The organism is Peribacillus sp. NPDC096447 (assembly GCF_044762725.1).
Classification (GTDB): domain Bacteria; phylum Bacillota; class Bacilli; order Bacillales; family DSM-1321; genus Peribacillus.
Genome location: NZ_JBIWEV010000003.1, coordinates 60,629 through 81,486, shown reverse-complemented (window position 1 = coordinate 81,486; position 20,858 = coordinate 60,629). Strand labels below are relative to the sequence as shown.

Here is a 20,858-nt window from a genome sequence, read left to right as displayed (position 1 = left end):
TCGAATTAGTTATAGAACTTATCTATTCTATTGCGCAGGAATCGGTAATTGACTTAATATACGAAATATATTGTCAAATGCTGGCTATGTATATTAGAATATATGTAACCATTTCATATTGTAGATAGTCACCCTATTTATACCTGTTATGATGTCTGTAATGGCAGGAGGCACAATAAGTATGTTTCAGCAGAATACAGTATATATAGTTGGCGAATCGAAGGCGGCGTCCAATAATCCAATTACACAGCAATTCAACTGCTTTTTTATCGGATTCGTCATTGATCGTGATACGCATGAAATAGTGGATGCGGAATGCTCGACCACGATATCGATTACATCACGCTTCATTCATTCCATGTTAGTTGGTAAATCCATTCTTAGGCCTGATGAAATGGAGAAAGAAATTGAGAAACGGTACTTTGGTTCATCCCAGAAAGCACTGACCGTCGCTCTTAGAAATGCCAGCATTAAATATCAGCAACTTTATAAGTTATAGCTGCTTCATTTGTCAGTCGCAATTGAAATCCAGCTGTTAAAGAGTGTATACGCGCTCTTTGGCAGCTGGATTTTTTTTATGTAGGGCCATGAAAGACTTCATTGGCGTGTTTGAATAGATTTCATTATCATGAAATCCCCTAAATATAAGGAGGTATGGAATATGATTCAAGATGGTGTGATGTTTGTCTGTTTTTTATTGGCATTTACTGCCGTGATTGCCGTAGCGGAAAAAAAGATCGGAGGAAAGTTCTTCAAGTATGTTCCTGGTATTGTCCTTATTTATATTGGAGCGGCTCTGATGAAAACATTAGGGGTCTTTTCAGATAGTGAGTCAGTCGAAAGTGCGTATAGCACCATACGAGGACTTCTGTTGCCTGCCATGTTGATGCTGATGCTTTTGCAATGCGATATGCGGAAAATAATCAGACTTGGACCAAAAATGCTGTTAACTTTTTTTGCAGCTTCATTCAGCATCATTGCAGGGTTCACTTTTACATACGTCTTAATGAATGGCTTCTATGCGGAAGGAACTTGGAAGGCATTCTCGGCATTAAGCGCAAGCTGGACAGGGGGCTCTGCCAATATGGTGATATTGCAAGGCATACTCGATGTGCCGGAAAATATTTTTGGCTATGCGTTAATCATGGATACAGTTAATTATTCCATTTGGGTCATGTTCTTGTTTTGGCTGGTGCCTCTTGCTGGAAAATTCAATATTTGGACTAAAGCGGATACATCTTACATTGATCAAATGACTTCCGAGCTTGAAGCGGGTGAAACCGCCAAGACGGAATTTGGATTTGTGGAGTTGATCGGATTCTTGGCGCTGGCTTTAATTATTTCAGCAGGGGCAACAAAAATTGGTGAAAGACTGCCTGTTCTGGGTGCCGCAGTGAATGGTACCACTTGGACGATCATCATCGCTTCGACCGTAGGTTTAATTCTGGCTGTCACGAAGGTTGGACGTATTGCCGGTTCCATGGAAATTTCCAAAGTCATGCTTTATATAGTCATTGGTTTAATTGCTTCCCATGCCGATTTTTCACAGCTGTTTCAAGCACCTGTGTATATTTTATCCGGATTTATGATTCTATTCTTTCATGGATTGATCATGGTCATTTTGGCCAAGATCTTTAAGTTGGATCTATTTACAATGGGAGTTGCCTCATTGGCCAATATAGGAGGTGTGGCATCAGCCCCTATATTGGCAGGTTCTTTCAACCGGGCGCTAATACCGGTCGGGATATTGATGGCTGTACTTGGCAGTCTTCTGGGCACCTATTTTGGAATTCTTACATCATATATACTCTCAAGCTTTTAAGGAAGGGTTGTTAATATGAAGATTGAAAGATTACAAGTATCAGTGGAAAACTTGCCACTTGTCAAGCCATTCAAGACTGCATTACGTACAGCAATGGAAATTGAAAATATCATGGTTTCAGTAAAGTTGGAGGATGGAACGGAAGGTTTGGGGGCCGCAGCCCCTACGGTTGCCATCACAGGTGACTCTACAAAAGGAATCATGACGGTCATTGAAGAAGTGATCACACCACATCTAATTGGCCGTAACATCGAGAATATCAACGTATTGTCTCAGCTGATCCAACGATCCTGTGTAGGTAACACAAGTGCAAAAGCTGCTGTTGAAATCGCTTTGTACGACGCAGTCAGTAAACGATGGCAGCTCCCTTTATATCAATATCTTGGCGGTAAATCGAATGTCCTTAAAAATGATATGACAATCAGCGTTGGTGAACCCGAAGAAATGGCAATGGCGGCATTGTCCCTCATTGATGGCGGTTTTTCTACGATGAAGATAAAACTGGGGAAAGATTGGAAGAGTGATGTGGAGCGGGTTGCCTGCATTCGTGCTGCTGTTGGCGACCAGGTTATGATCAGGATTGATGCAAATCAAGGGTGGACAACAAAACAAGCGATTTCCATCATTCATGAACTTGAGGAAAGAAAGCTGAATGTTGATTTAGTGGAACAGCCCGTCAAAGCCCATGATATCGAAGGGTTGAAAGAAATAAAGAGGTCTGTCCAAGTGCCGATCATGGCCGATGAAAGTTTGTTTTCCCCTCGTGACGCCATGAAACTCCTGAATGAACATGCTGTTGATCTCCTCAATATTAAATTAATGAAAACAGGCGGAATTAGACGTGCACTCCAAATTGCCGATATGGCAGAAGCAGCCGGGGTGGAATGCATGATCGGGAGTATGATGGAATCATCCGTGAGTGTAGCGGCCGCGGCTCATCTGGCAACCGCCCATCCAAATATAACGAAGATTGATTTAGATGCCCCATTATGGATTAAGAATGAGCCATTTGAAGGCATTCAATTTATGAAAGATCAACTTCTAATTTCCGATAAACCTGGACTGGGAGTCAAGAGGAAATCCTCTTTTACTCAATAAAAACAAATTCGAAAGGGTGATTATTTTGAAAAGGTTAACCGTTTTTGTGCTATCTTTATTTGCTATTGGTATTTTAGTATTCAGTCCCAATGAAGCTAGTTCAAGAGAGAAGCAGAGAATTGCCTATGTTGATGTAAGCGTGGCCACTCTTTGGACTGAGCCGGGATTATTAAGGGAAATCGATGCACCCTCTGCATCGAATCCCGTTGATTTGAATGCTTGGATCGGCTCGATGAAATATGAAGACAAACTGTGGCTTGTAGGTAACCTGGAAACACAAGCGTTATATGGTTCAAAAGTGACGATTTTAGAAGAACGGGGTGAATGGGTGAAAGTAGCCGTTGCCAATCAACCGACGCCCCGTAATGATATTGGTTATCCAGGATGGATGCCAAAGGCACAATTAAAAGACGGAAGTTCTTTTGAGAAGCAATTTAAACGAGGATTTGCCCTTGTAAATGCCCCAAAGACTTGGCTTTATTCGGAGTCGAAACTTCGGTCCAAATTCATGGAAATCAGCTTCAATACCCGCCTCCCGTTATTACAGGTGAAAAAAGGTAAAGTGAAGGTGATGACACCGAGTAATGGAGCAAAATGGATAGAAAAGCAGGACGTGTCAGTCCATCAAAATGAAAATCAAATACCTGCTCCAACCGGAATGGACATCGTTGAATCAGGAAAAGAGTTTTTAGGACTTCCTTACCTATGGGCTGGAATGTCCGGTTTTGGATTTGACTGTTCTGGATTTACCTATACAATGTACCATGCTAATGGAATAACGATTCCAAGGGACTCTTCCATTCAGGCGCAACATGGCAAAAAGGTGGAACAAGAAAATCTTCAACCAGGTGATTTACTATTTTTTGCCTATGATAAAGGGAAAGGAAGGGTCCATCATGTCGGCATGTATATCGGTGACGGGAAAATGATCCATTCGCCTAACAGCTCAACACATGTAAGGATAGATGAAATAAAAACATCGGGATACGGAGAGGAATATGCCGGAGCAAGAAGATATATCGATTGATGCTTAAAAAGCTTAAGAGCACAATGCTCTTGAGCTTTTTTCATATTTTAACATGCTTTTCACATCATTCCAATCGGATGACAAAACGATGCCCTGACGGCTTTAGAATTAAGCATAAATCGGAACAATCGTTTTTCCAAATTAGTGGCATAGTAAAAATAGTTACATAAGTTTTTTTACTAGAATAGCAAACTAGAATCCTCTACTTCTATAGACAGTTTACTTATACCAGTAAGGAAAAATATGGTATAATTATTTACGGATATTTCTTAATATTATAAATGTGAGGGGCTGCCAAAATGATCACTTTTCCAAAACCTGATGTTGAGCAATTTTTACGAACTTTTTCCATTGCTGATTTTGCCGTAAGTCCAGATGAAAAACATCTGGTTTTCAGTACCAATTTGAGCGGCAAGTATAATTTATGGGGAATGGATTTGCCAAACTCCTTTCCTTATCCGCTTACATCCATTGATCAAAGCTGCCAAGCACTGATATATGATAAGAAGAGCCGGTTCATAATTGCTGGTTTCGATCAAGACGGTAATGAAAATACCCAGTTTTACGGGGTTCCCTTGAATGGCGGGACAATGAAGGAAATCGTCCATCATGAAAATACACGTAATTTCATGCCAAAATTATCGAATGACAGTAAAAAGCTCTATTACACGACATCCAGAGGAAATGCTTCCTTTCTAAATGCCTATTGTTTAGATTTAGAATCGGGACAGGAAAAGCTGGTATTGGAGGGGAAGGATGCAGCGACCTATTTATTTGGCTTCAGCCCTGATGAAGAAACTCTACTTTACTATAAACACTTTTCCAATACAAATACCCTTCTCTATGCAAAACAAGGGAACGAAGATATCCTGCTCACTCCGCCCACTGAGAAACAGCACACAGTGAATGATGGTGTTTTTGTTTCGGATTCGATGATATATTTATTGACTGATTATGATTCGGACTTTACCTATTTGGCTTCATACGATCTTGAAACAAACAAATTCTGTAAAGTTAAAGAATTGGAGAATGAAAGTTTTACTGCCATTAATTATAGTAAAGAGAATCAACTTTTATATATAACCAGTCAAAAGGGTGTAGAAGATCAATTATATGAATTCAATCTGCAAAATGAAAATTGGAGAAACATCCCCGTGCCATGCAGCGTCATTAATAAGCTTGAGGTTGCTGCATCAGGCACGCTTTACTTATTTGGCATGGGCGCAACAAAGCCTCATAATATCTATAAAAATACAGGTGATGAGTGGGTATCATTAACTAAATATACTGTTCCTGGCGTCGATTCTGATGCATTGGTTGAACCCGACATCATTACATACCCTTCCTTTGATGGCCTGGAGATCGAGTCGTTATTTTTTAGGGCAAAAAAGGAAAATGACAATGGTGAAGTCATTTTTTGGCCTCATGGAGGACCTCAAGCGGCAGAACGGAAGTCCTTCAGAGCTTCATTTCAATTTTTCCTGAATCACGGTTACAGTATTTTTGCGCCAAACTTCCGCGGTTCTACCGGTTATGGTTTGGAGTTCACGAAAATGGTAGAGGGAGATTGGGGAAATGGGCCTAGACTTGATAATGTAGCCGGCCTTGATTGGCTAATAGACCAAGGACATGCACAAAAAGGTAATATCCTATTGATGGGCGGAAGCTTCGGAGGGTATATGGCACTTCTGCTGCACGGACGACATGCAGGTTATTTTAAGGCGGTTGTCGATATTTTCGGTCCATCCAACCTCTTCTCATTTATCAAATCCGTTCCAGAAGATTGGAAACCAATCATGGATCAGTGGGTAGGAAATCCGGATAAAGATAAAGAAAAATTAATCGAGTATTCGCCTATCACCTATTTAGAATCGATGATAAAGCCAATGCTTGTCATTCAAGGAGCAAACGATCCCCGTGTCGTCAAAGAGGAATCAGATCAAATCGTTCAAGCCTTGCGGGATAAAGGAAGAGATGTCGATTATATGCTTTTAGAAGATGAGGGACATGGATTTTCCAAAAAAGAAAATGAAATTGCCGTCTACCAAAAAATACTTTCATTCTTAAAGCGATTCACAGCAGTAACAGAGAAGGTATAATCAAGCATCTAAATACTTCATTTATTTGAATTAGAAACCCTGCCACTCACGTTCAAAGTGATGAAGCAGGGTTTATCATGAACTGGATGTTTATTTTGTTCGGCGGCTTGGGGTGTAAGTAAATAGGGGATTTAAAATTCAGAATTCCCTGAACAAACTCTAGTCACCTAGTCATAAAGTGCTATATAATATACGGAAAAACTGTTTTTTTGTTAAACGGAGTTGATTCGCATTGCCACGGGAGTTATTGTTATACATACTCGCAGTCATAATAGCAGGTGCTTCAAGCTTGTTTCTGTGTTTATTTGCTCAGTTAAAGATCAAGGATGCACCTGGAGCAAAACCCTATATTCTCGTGACATTATTGTCTTCCATCTTTACTTTTTCCTATGCTTTCGAACTTTCCAGTACATCGTTAGAACAAATCATATTCTGGTTAAGGGTCGAGTACTTGGCTTTACCATTCATCCCAGTATTCCTTTTGTTGATGTGCATTGAATATGTAGGTCAGAGAATTAAGAAGGTCTGGCAATATGCACTCTTCATCATACCGTTCATCACCATTTTCATGCATTATACAAATGACCTTCATCATTTATATTACAAATCAATGGAATTGAGAAGCGATAGTCCTTTTCCAATTATTAAACTGGTGGGCGGCCCTTGGTTTTACGTACACTCCCTGTTTCTTTTTTTATGTGTGATGATAAGTATAATAATATTGCTAAAACAGGTGAAAAAATCTTCATTCAGATTCAAGATGCAAATATCAATGATGGTGGCAGGTCTTCTTATTCCTATAATAGCAAATTATTATTATATAAATGGATTAAGCTCATATGGTATCGATCTTGGTCCTGTATCCATGAGTATCACGTTTATCTTTCATGGTGCGGCACTTTTGACTTTTCAAATGTTCAATGTAGCCCCAATTGCTCGGGAAACCGTCTTTGAAAGTATGAAAGAGGGAGTCATCGTTTTAAATCAACAGGGGGTGATTGTCGACTATAACCGTGGAATGCGCAAAGTCATGCCCATGTTGGATGAACATTCCATAGGTAAACCGATTACAAGTGTGCTAAATGGGAATCAACATCTTAGGGGAATAATCGACCTTAAACAAGACAGTGACTTTAATTGCAGCATAAATGGTGATAGGGTACATTACCATATTGGTTTTTCACCCGTGTTCAACAAAAACAACCTGTCTATCGGACAGATCATTACCTTCGCCGATGTAACTGAAAGAGTGCTCATGCTGGAAAAGATGAAGCAACTTGCCAGCTTGGACGGATTAACCCAAATATTGAATAGAACATTTTTCATCAAAAAATCGGAAATGTTATTTGATGCTCTAAGCATGGAAGGCGGCAATGTTTCAGTTATCATGTTTGATATCGATCATTTCAAAAATGTAAATGATACCTTTGGGCATGAAGCAGGGGATGCGATCATAACGCTTGTGGCGAATACTGCAAAGGAACACATTCGGGACGGAGATCTATTCGGGCGCTATGGCGGTGAAGAATTTATCATATGTTTGCCGAATACCACTTTACCCACTGCATATGTGTTGGCCGATATGATAAGGGAAAAGGTTTCTGAAAGTATTGCAGTGGTTAATGAAGAGAAGATTTCCGTTACCTGCAGTTTTGGGGTGACTACTGCATTAATTGAAGCTGGTGACCGAAGCATTTCCATCAAAACATTGATGCCACGGGCCGACCAAGCCTTATATGCCGCAAAGAAGAATGGCCGGAATTGTGTACAGATCATCGCCTAAGATAATAGGACCATCCCTTTAAACCTTGAACTTGTTCTAGTTTTTTTCATTGTGTTCAAGATTCCAGACACATCTTAAGCTGCGTTATTCATGATGAATGCCCTATTTTTTACTTGCTCTGTATACTCTATAACCGAGTCTGTTTCCGTAAGATAAAATGAGGCGGTAATGTGCGTCCATGACTCGTTCCAAGGATCCATTCAAAGGCTGAATGGGGCTATTTGATGCTGAAGAATTCATTAATTCCTCTAAGACGGTACTCGATCTCAAGATTTTTAAATCTGTAAATCCGTTTTGTTGGAAGGCCTTTAACCATTCGGATTCCGTCAATAATTCTCTTAAATTATAAAAGTTCATGATTTCTTTTTTTGAGGCAGGATCAAGGCTGGTTTCTGCTGTCATATCAATGGATAACAAAGTTCCTTCTAGTTTAAGGACCCTGTAAAATTCTCGGAGTGATTTTTGTATATCCGTGAATGCAGTCGTTGATTCGGCTATGATAAAATCAAAAGAATTATTGTCAAAAGGCAGTTCTTCTATTGAAGACTTATATAGGTCAATGCTTAAGTTAGCCTTTTGGAATCTTTTTTTTGCATGTTTCACCATCTCAGGGTGATTATCAAGCGCGGATACTTTGCAAAGAAACGTTTTTGCCAAGTAAGATGAGGTTTGCCCTGTCCCGCATCCGGCATCAAGGATTATTGACGTAAGATCGATTTTTTCATTTTTCAAGAGCTGCTTAGTCAGTTCAAATCCACCAGGGTGGGCCCCTTCAATTCCAAGTATGGCTAGTGCGTCTTGGTATAAGTGGTTCATGGCATAATCTCCTTTGGTACATGTATAAATGTATTTTATGCTTTGGTTTCAAAGAGTGTTTTAACCTTTTGATAAGGAAAATGGGAAAGACTTTTAAAGGATTGGTGGGTATTTAATCCATGCAGGCTAGTCCCCGAATGCATACGATGTAAAATCGAATGACAAGGGGAGTGCAAAATGGGATATCATAATTATTATCATAAATGCAGGCAAGGTGTGGGAAGACCGGTTGAAATTCGTACAAGCAGAGGAACCGTACATCGGGGAATCATACACCGGGTTACACCGAACCGTGTATATATTCGTCCATTTGACGGTGGCGGAAACCTTGGGGGTTTTGGTTATGGAGGTTTTAATGCAGGATATGGTTGGGGTGCCGCAAATGGATTTGCCTTTGGTGCAATTGCATCTTTAGTTTTTCTCGCATTTCTCTGGTAATCGAATGAAGAAATAATAAAAAACCTGAAAAATTTTCAGGTTTTTATTTTGTTCCCATCGGAATCCTATCAAGAAACAGGTAATAAATATGAATAGATGTAAGATACATATAAGACGGATTGTTTTGGGGATTCACTTTTTTCTGGTCATCATGCATAAACATACAGCTGATCTCTCTGGTTTCCTCCTGATATCCGTTACTAATACTGTGAAGCCTTGAATGAAGTTGGCTTGCTGAGGTTAAAAAGACCGGGCAAGACGGAATCCTAGGTCGTCTATGCAAAATGTCGGATGGCTGCGCCGGCGACATGAAGCTCCACAACCTCTGGCATCCTCAGCCCAGCTACCTCCTCGAAAAATACGGTAGGTGCCGTACACTTGTTCATCATATAAGTCCCAGCACCATTCCCAAACATCCCCTAACATATCATGCAGCCCCCATGGATTCGGTTCCTTTGTTCCTACTTCATGGATCATGCCCCCTGAATTTTCGTTATACCAGGCAATCTCATTCAGCTCTCCGTATCTATAACCAGCAGTCCCGGCTTTACATGCATATTGCCACTCTGCTTCTGAAGGAAGTCGAAAACCGATTTATTCCCAATCATAAACAATGTTTTCCCCATTTTTAGAATAACACTCTCCCAGTCCAGCTTTCTGTGAAAGTAGATTACAAAAAGAAATTGCATCATTCCAAGAAATATTCACAACGGTTTTTAGATCCCGATCAAAAGAATTAGGTGATTTATTTGTAATGGCATAGTAGAAATCCGTAGTAATAGGATACCGGGCAAGAAGGAACGGTCTTATTTCAGCTTTCCATTTGCTTTTAATTCTATCGTCCCTTAATTCTATTTCTCCTCCTGGAATTTTCTCCATTGGATAGTCAATGTAACTCATTATTTCCGTTGACATTAAAATGACCCTTTTTGAAGCAACTCCAAGACCACATTAATTTGTTGGTGTGTGAGCAATCTGCGGGTATAGGATCAAGTTAAGGCTTCATTACGCCCCATTTAATTTATATTAATATGTTTGTAAGTATAGGAATACAAATTATAAGTGAGTTTCTTATACTTTAAATTATGGGGGGAGAAAATGAATGAGTTTTTGGAGAAAACAGCAAGATTCGAGCATCGGTTTTGGCTGCAAATCTTAGGAGACCATGCCAGGTTCATCCATGAGTCTTTAGCGCCGGTTGAAGTGGAAAACATTGAAATTGCCTCTGAATTCATTCAAGTTTTTGATGCTCTCCTTGGTCAAGCCAATTCGGAAGAGATTTCGCAACTTACTGCCATCGCAGAAGAAGAGACATTAAGATTTCGAGAATTTAAGTTAAGCCTAATTAAAGAACATCTGGTAGGTAAAATAAAAATACATCTTTCACCCTCATTCCTTAATCATATGGTGAACGAATTAGAAGAATATTTAAGATTATTGAAATACTTCAATTCAGATCAAATGCCGCCGGTTTTTCATGAACTTCATCACCATTTAGTTTGGCTGTTAGATGCAGCAGGACATGCAGGTGCAATATCATCCAATATGGATGACGTTGAAAAAAGGTTAAAAGAGAAAAGTGACCAATATAAAAAACATTTTAATGATTTTTATTTAAAAGCTGTTGAAATGGCTGGATTTTTACGAACCAATCTGTCAACATTCCCAGCATTGGAAAAAATGAATGCGGACGTCACATTGGAAATTAAATTCTTCCAGCACTTCCTGCTTGAATTGGAGGAGCTTGACCTTAGTGCGCAGGCTCTTGGAACGCTTTCGCCATTAATGGCAGATCATATGTGGCGTGAAGAATGTTATTATTTAACGAAACTCGCTGAGTCGACAGACACGGTAAAGCCAAACTGCGATCCAGCGAAACCGAGGCTAGTTGATTAAAAAGTACACATGGAGCCCTTTATTAAAAGGGGCTCTAGATCTGTTGCATTTTTAACCCCAAAATCAGTAGCATATGTAAAACTCTTCGAAGACGATCTGACATTAAGTCTTTTTGAACTTTTTCCATATAGGAAAATACGTTTTTCTTGGCTGGTTAGCATTAAAGGATGTAATTTTTAAAGGAAGTTAATTCCTATCCTTATGTTATACTAAAAGAACCACAATTAATTATAGAAGTATAGGAGTGCAGAAAGATGTTTGGAAATACTTCCAATTTGACAGATGACATTTATTTTGGAGAATCGTTACCACAACAAATCGCTAAACACATTTTAAAAAAAATAATTGAAGGTGAAATAGAAGCTGGAGAGAAAATCGTCGAAGAAGACATTTCCAAAGAATTGAATACTAGCCGTGCACCAGTACGCGAAGCCCTTTATCTATTGCAGGTTGACGGTATTGTTGAGAGAATACCGAGGCGGGGAACGATCGTCAAGCCATTTTCACAAAAGGAAATCATTGAATATAATGATGTTACAATCGGACTGATCCAGATGTGCATTGAATTTTCCCAAGGAAAGTGGCATGCAGAAAATAAACAATCATTACGAAAGCATTTGGAAAGTGCAACCGATGAGTGTGAAAAAGGTAATGTTATCGAGTATCAAAAAAGGGCAACACAGATATTTCGATATATTTTTTCAATCGCTAATAACAAAGCATTATCAAGATTTTTTGAAGAAGCCAGTCATATTCTCATGGTTTTTGCCCAAAGTCAATGGAATACGGAAACGATGGAAAGTTTCCATTTCAGATTAAAAATGTCTATTGAGGCCATTCTAGAAGATGATTTAGTTAAAGCAAAAAATGAAATTCATGAAGCTTTGAATCGTGGAGTGATGTAGAGTCTTTGACTCTAAAAGCAAATTGTCGACAATCGACAAAAATAATGTTATGATGTAACCGTATTCAAACAAGAATATCATCACCAAGAACAAAGGGAGAAAGGGAGAATATTATGCAAGCATTTGATTTTACAGAGAAAGTAGCAATTGTTACCGGTGGCGGCGGGGGTATCGGCCGGGCAGCGTCTATTACTCTTTCAGAAAATGGAGCCAAAGTTGTTGTTGTAGATCTTTCCGAAGAGGCTGGCATGCTAACGGTAAATGAAATCAAAGAAAAAGGCGGCGAAGCGAAATTCGTAAAAGCCGATGTTACTAAGGAAGACGATATAAAAAATTATGTTCAAAAAACGATAGATTTCTATGGGAAAATCGATATTTTCTTGAATAATGCAGGGTGGGAAGGCAAAATTATGCCGCTTATCGACTATCCTGCTGAGGTTTTCGATCAATTAATGTCAATAAATGTACGCGGTGTTTTCTTGGGCATGAAACATGTATTGCCCCATATGATTGAACAAAAAAGCGGGGCGGTCGTGAATACAGCTTCTGGAGCTGGTTTACTGGCAACGCCAAACATGGTGGCGTATGGCGCTAGTAAACATGCGGTTCTAGGAATGACGAAAACAGCTGGTGTCGAAGTTGCTCCACATGGTGTCCGGGTGAATGCCGTCTGCCCAGGTGTCGTCAACACGGCTATGATGCGGTCGATTGAAAGCGGATTTGGTCAAGGTGATTCCGAGGCAGCTGAAGCGGCTAGAAAACAGTTGGAAGCAACGACTCCGGATGGCAGGTATGCTGAGCCGCAGGAAATTGCAAATCTAATGATGTACTTAGTATCCGATCTTTCTAGCCACATTACGGGTCAAGAACTTGTAATCGACGGAGGGGCCATTTTAATCTAATAAGCAACAAACTTTGTTAAAGGGGGACGAATACATGAGTTTACAAGGAAAGGTCATATTAATTACAGGAGCAGGCAGCGGAATTGGGAAGGAAACGGCATATAAATTAGCTGAACAGGGAGCTATTGTCGTAGCTGCTGATTACAATGATGTTGCCGCTAAGGAAACGGCTGAAGCTATTCAACAAAAGGGAGGCACGGCATCTTTCGTGAAAGTGGATGTAGCTAAAGCAGAAGAAGTGGAAGCGATGGTCGAAGCTGCAATTGCCAATCATGGCACCATCAATGGCATTTTCAACAATGCTGGAATTGGACTAGTAAAACCATTTTTGGAGATGGATCCAGAATCATACCACAGAGTAGTTGATGTTGACCAACATGGCGTTTATTATGGCATGTATTATGCAGCAAGGAAGATGGTCGAGCTTGGTGTAACTGGCGCAACGATCGTTAATACAGCATCAATATATGGGACGATGGTTTCTATTGGCAGCTTTAATTACCATGCTGCAAAAGCAGCAGTCATCGCGATGACTAAATCCGGTGCAATTGAACTTGCGCAATATGGGATTCGTGTTGTCGGTGTGGCACCAGGGTTTATCGAAACGCCGATCATTGGTGAAGATCAAGAGTTCCTGGACAGTTTGGCACAACTTCATATGAGGAAAAAATTGATTCAGCCAGAAAAAGTTGCTGAAGTTGTAACGTTCTTGTTCTCTGAAAAAGCGGATGCCATTAATGGACAAGTCATTCCTGTTGATGATGGATTCTTAAGCTTTAAGGGCTAATCAATATAATCAAATACAATTTCGAAATAACTTAAAAAGGGAGTTTTGACAAATGAGCGAACGATTCGATGGCAAAGTTGTAATCATTACTGGGGCAGGGTCAGGTTTAGGACAAGCAGCCGCATTGGAAATGGCTAAAGAAGGGGCTAAACTTTCATTAGTTGATTTAAACGATGCATCTTTGGAATTGACAAAAAAATTAATCTTAGAAATTGCACCACAATCGGAAGTGCTTCTGGTCACGGCAGATGTATCGGATGAAGAAGCAGTAAAGAATTATGTAGACCAAACAGTCAGCAAATATGGCAGAGTCGATGGATTCTATAATAATGCGGGTATCGAAGGTAAACAGGCTCCTATGGCTGAATACGATAGCAACGTTTTCAACAAAGTAACGGACATCAATATCAATGGTGTATTCTATGGTATGAAATACATTCTGCCAATCATGAAGGAACAAGGTTCAGGGGCAGTGGTGAACGTGGCTTCTGTAGGCGGGATTCGTGCTGTGCTTAACCAAGCTGCGTACGTTGCAAGTAAACATGCTGTAGCAGGCTTAACAAAAACAGCTGCCATAGAATATGGTCAATATGGTATCAGCATAAATGCCATTGCACCAGGTGTAATCTTAACAGCGATGGTAGAGGGATCATTCAGGCAAATAGGCGGAGAGAATTGGGAAGAAGCAATGGCGGATTTCGTCAGTGTGAATCCTAAGAAACGCTTCGGTAAACCTGAAGAAGTTGGCCGTTTAGTCGCCTTCCTATTATCAGGGGAATCAGAGTTCATCAACGGTGTAGTCATTCCGATTGATGGCGGACAATCTTCACAATACTAATTGAGCAAGGGAGTGACAGTAGGTCACTCCCTTTTTACGTATCCTTTTAGTTAATGACCAAATGAATTTAAATTTGGAAAAAACGAAGACTTTCTCGGTTTTCGTTTTTTTTCATATCCAAAAATCAGTTCATATGAAACTATATACGAACCTTTAGAATATGAACACATAGAAAAACGCCATATAAGGCGATTTACAAATATTCAAGAAACCCATCGTTACTTTTCTTTATCGTGTAGATTATCTTCATATTCAGTTTCCAACATACCATACAGACCATTCATTTCTTGTTCATCTGGATCTGACCCAAACTCGTTTCTATATTTTTTCTTTTTATCATCAAGGATTTCTTCTTTTTCATTCTTCTTGTCCATACATATCACCTCCAACCAGTAGGGTGTCTCATTGTCCTAAAAATATGCACTGTGTGACTCTATTCCTTTTAAGATTTTTGCGGCTAAGTTAAGAGGTGGAGAAAATCCACTAATTACAATTAATAGTAATCCTGTTTGCAGAACATTTAATTGGGTATTCTAAATAGTTATTACTCTTACAATTTGTTAAGATATAAATATATTAACTTAGAGATAACGGAGAGAGAATGTGAAGAAGAAACGTAAGAAATCAAAGAAAGTTTTTACCATTTTCATCCTGATTTTCGTATTTTTGCTCATTAAGGAGATTATGCAAACCCCCTATTCCGAAAATGTTACCACATCAGTAAATACGCTTGATTCTTTTGCGAACGTGAAAAAGTATAGTTCACTTCTGCGAGACGAGTTGGCTAAATACGGACTTGAGGAGCATACTTCGACATTGATTGCTTTGATGCAGCAGGAAAGCCGAGGACGGGGCGGTGACCCAATGCAGGCATCTGAGTCAGCGGGCCTTGATCCAAATACAATCACAGATCCAACGGAAAGCATTAAGTATGGAGTGAAACATTTTAAGAGGATCAATGAATACGGCAATGAAAAGGGCGTGGATTTTGCCACGATCCTTCAAGCATATAACATGGGAATCGGTTATATTGATTTCGTTGCGAATGAAGGGGGCAAGCATAATGAAGAGCTTGCAAAAAAGTTCTCCATGCTTCAGGTCGAAAAAAATCCCACGCTCTATGATTGCGGCGGTGACAAAGATAATTTTCGATACCCATATTGCTACGGTGACTACTCATACAGTGCGAAGGTATCTAAGAACATTGAGGAGCTTGCCGACAGTATATCGGCTCAAGCTGATGGTGAGTGAGGGAGAACAAAAAGCCTACTTAATGAAGTAGGCTTTTTGTTCATGTTTTCGGGTTTAAAGAATCAAAGCCAATGTCATTTGTTGTTCAGCAATGGAAGGAGGTCTTTATGTTTATAGAGCTTCTCGGATTCTGAAATGGTTTGTGAAAGAACAATATCAATGGAATCAAGTAAAGAGATTAGAGCTTGTTTAACAGAACCACTCTCAAATTGCTCTAATGGCACAGGTAACTCTTCCTCGTCTAAAATAAAATGTGCCCCACCCGGAAGCACCAAGATATCAATGATCAAATCCTCAAAGGATACCAACTTATCCGCCATATATGTATTTCTTACAATATTAAAATAGGATCCTAAATAATTCCCATCGTTATCTCTCCAAATGTATAAATTATAAGGACGGTCTTTCCAATAATAAGCAATCGTATAACTGCCTACAGGAATGGTTAATTTTATAGGACCCGCTTTCATCGTGAACGAATCCATGATTTCATGAAAAAGCACGACATGTTGATTTTGTGCTTTTAACAGCAAACAGTTATGTTCTACAACTATGGAGTCGTAGCGGATTTTTCTTTCTATGATTTCATCGCCTTGTTTAAGTGCTGGTATTAATATATTGTCCATTGTTTCTATTTCTCCCTTAAAACCATCTAGATCATTTATGATATTATACTTAAGAAAGTTTATCCTTTCTAATAGGGCCATCGCCAGGAAAATGCGGATTTAAACTTTTAGGAAATTCAAATATCAAACCTTATTTCACACTTGCAATACCGAGAAACTAGGCTTTAGTTACTTCAAAATCGTATCCTTTTCAGGAATGAATATAACTTACTAGATAGATGTTTCTTAGGAACCTATCCTATATACGCCTGCTTTAAAGTTTTAATGTCAATTTTCTTCATTTGGAGCAGCGCTTTCATTACTCTTTCCGATTTTTCAGGGGCGGAGTCGTTTACCATCTCGGTTAGATTTTCAGGGACAATTTGCCATGACACACCAAATCGATCTTTTAGCCAACCGCACACTTGTGCCTTTTCATCTCCGCCTTCGGAGAGTTTTTCCCAATAATAATCCACATCTTCTTGATCCTCGCAATTGATGATAAATGATATTGCCTCGGTGAATTTGAATTGCGGACCGCCATTTAATGCTACGAATGCTTGTCCGTCCAGTTCAAACTCCACGGTCATCACTGATCCCTCTGGCTTCCCGTGGATTTGATTTCCTGCATTTCCATAGCGAGTGATTCTTCCGATCTTAGAATTTTCGAATATGGAAGTGTAGAAATTCGCCGCCTCTTCAGCTTGTGTATCAAACCACAAGTTGGTTGTAATTTTTTGAATTTTATTTTTCATGATTTTTTCTCCTTTATTGTATTGTTTTCATGTTTAGCCAGGAAAACTAAACGCTGCTATTATCATGGAAATGCGAATTTATTCGATAAGATTAAATACCTTGAAGGTACCCTATTACTATATACCATTTATCATGACCCAAGAAAATTATGTAAGGGGTAGTGTGCCGTTTTGTGTATTCTAACCCATCATTTAACTAATCCCCATAATCCTATGCCAGTTACAAGATCCTTGCCTCACGGTGATGGAAACACAAAAGGATATAGAAACTTCTCACCCAGTGAAAAGTCCTATATCCAAATTTTGTTTCTCAGCTCTCGAAGTTAAATTGCCATTGGATCCCAAATTTATCGGTTAACTGACCGTAAATTTTACTCCAGAATGTTTCTTGTAGCTCTAGCCCAACCTTGCCGCCTTCACTTAGTTTGTTAAAAATCGATTTAATTTCATCTAAATCATTACTAACATATGACAGGCTGATATTGTTTCCTTCTACAAAAGGCATACCAGGAAAAGTATCTGAAAACATGATATTGCTTCCACTAATATTTAGCCTTGTATGCATGACTAAATCTTTCGCTTCTTCTGGAAGGGTAAATTCCGGATTAGGCGGTGTTTCCCCAAAGGTCATGATATTTGGTTGTTCCGTTCCAAAAACCTCTGCGTAGAACTCTACTGCTTGTCGACAATTCCCATTAAAATTAAGATATGCATCAACTGACATTTATCTCACTCCTACTTTCTTATTACTTATTCATTGCTCCAAATTTATTTACATGATGCATTATTATCTTACGAAAAATTCCGGTGGTTCAATTCCGAGTGTTCTAAGGTAGATATAACCCTGTCCCCTATGGTGGATTTCATTTTCCAAGGCATATTGAAGTCTATCAAAGTGGCTTTGTGAGGGACCGAAAAAAGGATCCTTTTCAACCACTCCAAGCGTTTCCTCGGTCATTTCCTCCCACAGTTTCCTTGTATCATCCCTTACTGCTTCGCATGCTGATACAAGTTCTTCTTTGGTAGAAATTCCGGCAAACGAATCTGGAAACTTCCATACACCAAGTGCAATTCCACGCATATATGCAGATTCAATGTTCATGATTTCTTTAACCATCTCTGCGAAAGGGCGAAGTTTCCCGGCCGGTGTATAATGAAACAAATCCTCTTCAGGGAAAGCTTCAACCACCCGCAACGTCAAGCTCCTGTTGCCTTCCAATATATTTAACAAACCCTCTTTCGATAGAACCACCATTTCACTCTCCTTTGAGAAATACTCTGTATAGAAGTTCTGTGAAAATTCGAAAAGTCCTGCAAATTTCTGTATATAAAGATTGCATAGCTTTTTTTATCTACCGGTGTAGACTTATAATTAACACTTAGATAATTAATAAAGGGGAAATGTCATATGTTCAGTTCCTTAAATAGAACAAAATTAATAAAAAATGATTTAAAAGGCATTGCGAAATTAATGTATCAGGATGTTTCAAAAGATACTTGGGATCAAGAGAACCTAACAAAGAGAAATTTAGATTTCACTATTGAAAGCATTCGCTATATAGATGCCTATACGAAAAGATTATGTACTACTCAAGCGGGCAGTGAACTTTTAAAGAATCATTTTGATAATTTTGTGATAAGAATAGGTGCCTATATTGGAGAAATTATAAAAAGGAATATAAATCAAGATTTTAAGTGGTATGAATATGATTCTGTATATCATTTTTCTTCTGCACTTGATGGAGTGAATAGGGGCATTAAAACAGAAACGGTTCTTTACTCCCAAAAGAGTGATAGAGTTATAGTTCCATTAACTGTGGTAGCGCAATATCTGGAAGGGAATTCGACACATACAGATTTCTTGGAATATGTAGAAGAAACAATTAAGCAAAATTCGTAAGAGATCACTGCTTTTCTTAAGCAATTGTGCAGGTTCAAAAACTCCCCTAAGAAAATTCAATTTTGGTAAATATTGATTAAATCTTGCATTTATAATACCATTTAATCAGTTATATATTTCCAAGCAACATGATGCTTATACATAAATGATTCAATTAATAACGGAACCAGCAGAAAGGGAGAGAAGCAAATGATTAATAAAGTCGGTCAAATTATGTTATATGTAAATAACCAAGACGAGTCATTGAAATTTTGGACGGAAAAATTCGGTTTTAGCGTAATTTCTGAAGAAGATAATGGCCAAGGGCTAAGATGGATTGAAATAGCCCCAACAAAGGGAGCAGAAACGAGTATCATCCTGCATAATAAGGAATTCATTGCTAAAATGCAGCCTGAATTAAATCTTAATACACCTTCGTTAATGTTTTACTCGGATAATCTTGATGAATTATATAAAGACTTTTCAGAGAAGAATATCAAAGTGGGAGAGCTTGTAAATATGCCATCTGGAAGAGTCTTCAATTTTGCTGATAATGAAGATAATTACTTTGCGGTCATGGAAAAGAAGTAATTCATTTGGCTAAAGATTAAAAAAACATCAAAACAATTGTTTTGATGTTTTTTGATTAAACTGCGACACTTATGAAACTATTCAGTCAGCAGGCCTTGGCCCAGCAGGAATTCCAGAGTTTTCTACCGTCTTGATCGGCCGAACGGTAATGTCTCCATTCACGTAAATTTGACAAGATAAACGTAAATGATCTTCCATTCCTTTTTCCTCAAAGATCTTTTTTTCTTTATGTGTGACCTCCAAAAAATCACCTGCCAATATTTCAACTCTGCAAGTTGTACATTTAGCTTTCCCGCCGCATCGGTGGAGAATATTTATACCGTTATCTTCCAATGCTAATACTAATTTTTTTCCCATTTCAACTTCAAACGTTCCTTGGTCAAATACGGTTACATAAGGCATCTAATACCACCTCTTATTTAGAATATCTTTCAACAGGTCATTAATATATCTATTCTTTTACCTTGTCCATATGACATAAAAAAATGTGAAGTCATTACTGAATTGATAGTAAAGATGAATAATTAATTATCGTGAAGACAAACTTTAAGTACATTCATAATTATAAATTTAACTAGGCATAACTAGAGGTACGAAAAATAAGATTGGTCTTTTAGAGGCCAATTAAGATTTATTGAAAGAAAGAGAGTGAAATAATAAAGGGGAGGTGCATGACTGTGAATAATGGCAATTGTGATTTTTCACCAATGAAACAAATGTTAAAAGAGGATTTACGACAAGTAATATCAGCATTACAGGATAACTTAGAAGCAATGGGTGATGAAAATTATTGTCTTCTTGGAAATTTCGAGAAAATAAAGGAAAAATTTATATACATCGATATGAAAGCAGCTACATTTTATTTGAATTGTTATTTGTCACCGTTTACGGACAAATATCCCGAGTTATCAACTTGCGTACAAAATTTGTCGAATTTGAGACATGGCGGCTTGATTGTGATTCAACGGGGAGACCCTATTGATTCATTGATTCAACCCGGTATTTCAATAGGAGCGGAGTTAACCCATTCTTTACTCGAATCAATTTTTTTCCCTGGAAATCCACTGCATGATGGTGCCGTTTTGGTTAATAAAAATCAGATTGTTTCCGCAGCAAATGTCCTTCCGCTTTCAGACAGATCAACAGGGGGGAAAAAACTTGGAACACGCCACCGCTCTGCATTAGGTTTATCTGAACGAAGTGATGCCCTGGTATTGGTAGTATCAGAAGAAACAGGAAGAGTTTCATTTGCGTTAGATGGAAATCTGTACCCGATTAATACACATGGGCCTATATAAAATTTATGAGACAATTATGTCCAATCGTGATTATAGATTCTAGGTAATTCTCACCTGGAATATTCATT

23 protein-coding genes and 1 pseudogene are annotated in these 20,858 nt (G+C 38.7%); 16 read left to right on the top strand and 8 right to left on the bottom strand.

Annotated elements, in window-relative coordinates; all coding sequences use genetic code 11:
* Positions 1-181 precede the first annotated feature (181 nt).
* From ACIQZD_RS11625 to ACIQZD_RS11600, 6 genes are all read left to right on the top strand, one after another.
* Entirely contained in the window at positions 182-499 is a 318-nt protein-coding gene (locus ACIQZD_RS11625) for a DUF3870 domain-containing protein (RefSeq protein ID WP_241591774.1), read from the top strand.
* A 162-nt stretch (positions 500-661) separates the two neighbouring features.
* The gene (locus ACIQZD_RS11620) at positions 662-1,822 is read left to right on the top strand and encodes a DUF819 family protein (RefSeq protein WP_402902321.1); all 1,161 of its coding nucleotides are present in this window, start codon (positions 662-664) and stop codon (positions 1,820-1,822) included.
* 15 nt (positions 1,823-1,837) lie between these two features.
* Positions 1,838-2,920: a dipeptide epimerase gene (locus ACIQZD_RS11615; RefSeq protein WP_402902318.1), complete on the top strand. Its 1,083-nt coding sequence runs from the start codon at positions 1,838-1,840 to the stop codon at positions 2,918-2,920.
* A 25-nt stretch (positions 2,921-2,945) separates the two neighbouring features.
* Entirely contained in the window at positions 2,946-3,947 is a 1,002-nt protein-coding gene (locus ACIQZD_RS11610; protein WP_402902315.1) for a C40 family peptidase, read from the top strand.
* A 299-nt stretch (positions 3,948-4,246) separates the two neighbouring features.
* Positions 4,247-6,046: a S9 family peptidase gene (locus tag ACIQZD_RS11605; RefSeq protein WP_402902312.1), complete on the top strand. Its 1,800-nt coding sequence runs from the start codon at positions 4,247-4,249 to the stop codon at positions 6,044-6,046.
* A gap of 232 nt (positions 6,047-6,278) precedes the next feature.
* On the top strand, positions 6,279-7,829 hold the full coding sequence (locus tag ACIQZD_RS11600; protein ID WP_402902309.1) for a histidine kinase N-terminal 7TM domain-containing diguanylate cyclase: 1,551 nt from the start codon (positions 6,279-6,281) through the stop codon (positions 7,827-7,829).
* A gap of 102 nt (positions 7,830-7,931) precedes the next feature.
* On the opposite strand, the gene ACIQZD_RS11595 is transcribed toward ACIQZD_RS11600, so the two are convergent.
* A complete protein-coding gene (locus ACIQZD_RS11595; RefSeq protein WP_402902306.1) occupies positions 7,932-8,645 on the bottom strand; it encodes a class I SAM-dependent methyltransferase in 714 nt (237 codons plus the stop codon).
* Between the two features lie 177 nt (positions 8,646-8,822).
* On the opposite strand from ACIQZD_RS11595, the gene ACIQZD_RS11590 reads away from it, so the two are divergent.
* Positions 8,823-9,083, top strand: coding sequence for a hypothetical protein (locus tag ACIQZD_RS11590; protein WP_137023549.1), 261 nt, complete (start codon positions 8,823-8,825; stop codon positions 9,081-9,083).
* Between the two features lie 240 nt (positions 9,084-9,323).
* On the opposite strand, the pseudogene ACIQZD_RS11585 reads toward ACIQZD_RS11590, so the two are convergent.
* A pseudogene (locus tag ACIQZD_RS11585) lies at positions 9,324-9,998 on the bottom strand (formylglycine-generating enzyme family protein).
* A 183-nt stretch (positions 9,999-10,181) separates the two neighbouring features.
* Between ACIQZD_RS11585 and ACIQZD_RS11580 the strand changes: the two are divergent.
* The 5 genes from ACIQZD_RS11580 (at position 10,182) to ACIQZD_RS11560 (ending at position 14,411) form a co-directional block, all read left to right on the top strand.
* Positions 10,182-10,979 (top strand): DUF2935 domain-containing protein, encoded by a 798-nt coding sequence (locus tag ACIQZD_RS11580; RefSeq protein WP_402902302.1) that lies wholly within the window; start codon positions 10,182-10,184, stop codon positions 10,977-10,979.
* A gap of 254 nt (positions 10,980-11,233) precedes the next feature.
* The gene (locus tag ACIQZD_RS11575; protein WP_402902299.1) at positions 11,234-11,884 is read left to right on the top strand and encodes a GntR family transcriptional regulator; all 651 of its coding nucleotides are present in this window, start codon (positions 11,234-11,236) and stop codon (positions 11,882-11,884) included.
* A 113-nt stretch (positions 11,885-11,997) separates the two neighbouring features.
* On the top strand, positions 11,998-12,786 hold the full coding sequence (locus ACIQZD_RS11570; RefSeq protein ID WP_402902296.1) for an SDR family NAD(P)-dependent oxidoreductase: 789 nt from the start codon (positions 11,998-12,000) through the stop codon (positions 12,784-12,786).
* Between the two features lie 34 nt (positions 12,787-12,820).
* Positions 12,821-13,573 carry an SDR family NAD(P)-dependent oxidoreductase gene (locus tag ACIQZD_RS11565; RefSeq protein WP_402902293.1) on the top strand — a complete coding sequence of 251 codons (753 nt, stop codon included), beginning with the start codon at positions 12,821-12,823 and terminating at the stop codon, positions 13,571-13,573.
* A gap of 52 nt (positions 13,574-13,625) precedes the next feature.
* Positions 13,626-14,411 carry a glucose 1-dehydrogenase gene (locus tag ACIQZD_RS11560; protein WP_402902290.1) on the top strand — a complete coding sequence of 262 codons (786 nt, stop codon included), beginning with the start codon at positions 13,626-13,628 and terminating at the stop codon, positions 14,409-14,411.
* A gap of 218 nt (positions 14,412-14,629) precedes the next feature.
* Here the strand turns inward: ACIQZD_RS11560 and ACIQZD_RS11555 are convergent, their stop codons facing one another.
* Positions 14,630-14,785: a DUF4021 domain-containing protein gene (locus ACIQZD_RS11555; RefSeq protein ID WP_402902287.1), complete on the bottom strand. Its 156-nt coding sequence runs from the start codon at positions 14,783-14,785 to the stop codon at positions 14,630-14,632.
* Between the two features lie 229 nt (positions 14,786-15,014).
* Between ACIQZD_RS11555 and ACIQZD_RS11550 the strand changes: the two genes are divergently transcribed.
* Positions 15,015-15,662 carry a lysozyme family protein gene (locus ACIQZD_RS11550; protein ID WP_402902284.1) on the top strand — a complete coding sequence of 216 codons (648 nt, stop codon included), beginning with the start codon at positions 15,015-15,017 and terminating at the stop codon, positions 15,660-15,662.
* 74 nt (positions 15,663-15,736) lie between these two features.
* Here ACIQZD_RS11550 and ACIQZD_RS11545 read toward each other — a convergent pair whose 3' ends face one another.
* From ACIQZD_RS11545 to ACIQZD_RS11530, 4 genes are all read right to left on the bottom strand, one after another.
* Complete coding sequence (locus tag ACIQZD_RS11545) at positions 15,737-16,288, bottom strand: DUF402 domain-containing protein (protein ID WP_402902281.1); 552 nt, start codon at positions 16,286-16,288, stop codon at positions 15,737-15,739.
* A gap of 233 nt (positions 16,289-16,521) precedes the next feature.
* Positions 16,522-17,022, bottom strand: a complete 501-nt coding sequence (locus ACIQZD_RS11540; protein ID WP_402902278.1) for a VOC family protein — start codon at positions 17,020-17,022, stop codon at positions 16,522-16,524.
* A gap of 310 nt (positions 17,023-17,332) precedes the next feature.
* Positions 17,333-17,746, bottom strand: coding sequence for a VOC family protein (locus ACIQZD_RS11535; protein WP_402902275.1), 414 nt, complete (start codon positions 17,744-17,746; stop codon positions 17,333-17,335).
* A 63-nt stretch (positions 17,747-17,809) separates the two neighbouring features.
* Positions 17,810-18,277 (bottom strand): DinB family protein, encoded by a 468-nt coding sequence (locus ACIQZD_RS11530; RefSeq protein ID WP_402902272.1) that lies wholly within the window; start codon positions 18,275-18,277, stop codon positions 17,810-17,812.
* 153 nt (positions 18,278-18,430) lie between these two features.
* On the opposite strand from ACIQZD_RS11530, the gene ACIQZD_RS11525 reads away from it, so the two are divergent.
* A complete protein-coding gene (locus ACIQZD_RS11525) occupies positions 18,431-18,922 on the top strand; it encodes a hypothetical protein (protein WP_402902269.1) in 492 nt (163 codons plus the stop codon).
* 189 nt (positions 18,923-19,111) lie between these two features.
* Positions 19,112-19,492: a VOC family protein gene (locus tag ACIQZD_RS11520; RefSeq protein ID WP_402902266.1), complete on the top strand. Its 381-nt coding sequence runs from the start codon at positions 19,112-19,114 to the stop codon at positions 19,490-19,492.
* An 81-nt stretch (positions 19,493-19,573) separates the two neighbouring features.
* Here ACIQZD_RS11520 and ACIQZD_RS11515 read toward each other — a convergent pair whose 3' ends face one another.
* A complete protein-coding gene (locus ACIQZD_RS11515) occupies positions 19,574-19,894 on the bottom strand; it encodes a 2Fe-2S iron-sulfur cluster-binding protein (RefSeq protein ID WP_101222115.1) in 321 nt (106 codons plus the stop codon).
* 275 nt (positions 19,895-20,169) lie between these two features.
* On the opposite strand from ACIQZD_RS11515, the gene cdaS reads away from it, so the two are divergent.
* Positions 20,170-20,790 carry a sporulation-specific diadenylate cyclase CdaS gene (gene cdaS, locus ACIQZD_RS11510; protein WP_402902262.1) on the top strand — a complete coding sequence of 207 codons (621 nt, stop codon included), beginning with the start codon at positions 20,170-20,172 and terminating at the stop codon, positions 20,788-20,790.
* Positions 20,791-20,858 lie beyond the last annotated feature (68 nt).

What these genes read in the sequence shown, in the direction of transcription:
- ACIQZD_RS11555 (WP_402902287.1), bottom strand. Translation starts at nt 14,785, where the DNA reads ATGGACAAGAAGAATGAAAAAGAAGAAATCCTTGATGATAAAAAGAAA.
- ACIQZD_RS11615 (WP_402902318.1), top strand. Translation starts at nt 1,838, where the DNA reads ATGAAGATTGAAAGATTACAAGTATCAGTGGAAAACTTGCCACTTGTC.
- ACIQZD_RS11605 (WP_402902312.1), top strand. Translation starts at nt 4,247, where the DNA reads ATGATCACTTTTCCAAAACCTGATGTTGAGCAATTTTTACGAACTTTT.
- ACIQZD_RS11560 (WP_402902290.1), top strand. Translation starts at nt 13,626, where the DNA reads ATGAGCGAACGATTCGATGGCAAAGTTGTAATCATTACTGGGGCAGGG.
- ACIQZD_RS11540 (WP_402902278.1), bottom strand. Translation starts at nt 17,022, where the DNA reads ATGAAAAATAAAATTCAAAAAATTACAACCAACTTGTGGTTTGATACA.
- ACIQZD_RS11530 (WP_402902272.1), bottom strand. Translation starts at nt 18,277, where the DNA reads ATGGTGGTTCTATCGAAAGAGGGTTTGTTAAATATATTGGAAGGCAAC.
- ACIQZD_RS11515 (WP_101222115.1), bottom strand. Translation starts at nt 19,894, where the DNA reads ATGCCTTATGTAACCGTATTTGACCAAGGAACGTTTGAAGTTGAAATG.
- ACIQZD_RS11590 (WP_137023549.1), top strand. Translation starts at nt 8,823, where the DNA reads ATGGGATATCATAATTATTATCATAAATGCAGGCAAGGTGTGGGAAGA.
- ACIQZD_RS11595 (WP_402902306.1), bottom strand. Translation starts at nt 8,645, where the DNA reads ATGAACCACTTATACCAAGACGCACTAGCCATACTTGGAATTGAAGGG.
- ACIQZD_RS11620 (WP_402902321.1), top strand. Translation starts at nt 662, where the DNA reads ATGATTCAAGATGGTGTGATGTTTGTCTGTTTTTTATTGGCATTTACT.
- ACIQZD_RS11535 (WP_402902275.1), bottom strand. Translation starts at nt 17,746, where the DNA reads ATGTCAGTTGATGCATATCTTAATTTTAATGGGAATTGTCGACAAGCA.
- ACIQZD_RS11545 (WP_402902281.1), bottom strand. Translation starts at nt 16,288, where the DNA reads ATGGACAATATATTAATACCAGCACTTAAACAAGGCGATGAAATCATA.
- ACIQZD_RS11575 (WP_402902299.1), top strand. Translation starts at nt 11,234, where the DNA reads ATGTTTGGAAATACTTCCAATTTGACAGATGACATTTATTTTGGAGAA.
- ACIQZD_RS11570 (WP_402902296.1), top strand. Translation starts at nt 11,998, where the DNA reads ATGCAAGCATTTGATTTTACAGAGAAAGTAGCAATTGTTACCGGTGGC.
- ACIQZD_RS11580 (WP_402902302.1), top strand. Translation starts at nt 10,182, where the DNA reads ATGAATGAGTTTTTGGAGAAAACAGCAAGATTCGAGCATCGGTTTTGG.
- ACIQZD_RS11525 (WP_402902269.1), top strand. Translation starts at nt 18,431, where the DNA reads ATGTTCAGTTCCTTAAATAGAACAAAATTAATAAAAAATGATTTAAAA.
- ACIQZD_RS11625 (WP_241591774.1), top strand. Translation starts at nt 182, where the DNA reads ATGTTTCAGCAGAATACAGTATATATAGTTGGCGAATCGAAGGCGGCG.
- ACIQZD_RS11520 (WP_402902266.1), top strand. Translation starts at nt 19,112, where the DNA reads ATGATTAATAAAGTCGGTCAAATTATGTTATATGTAAATAACCAAGAC.
- ACIQZD_RS11565 (WP_402902293.1), top strand. Translation starts at nt 12,821, where the DNA reads ATGAGTTTACAAGGAAAGGTCATATTAATTACAGGAGCAGGCAGCGGA.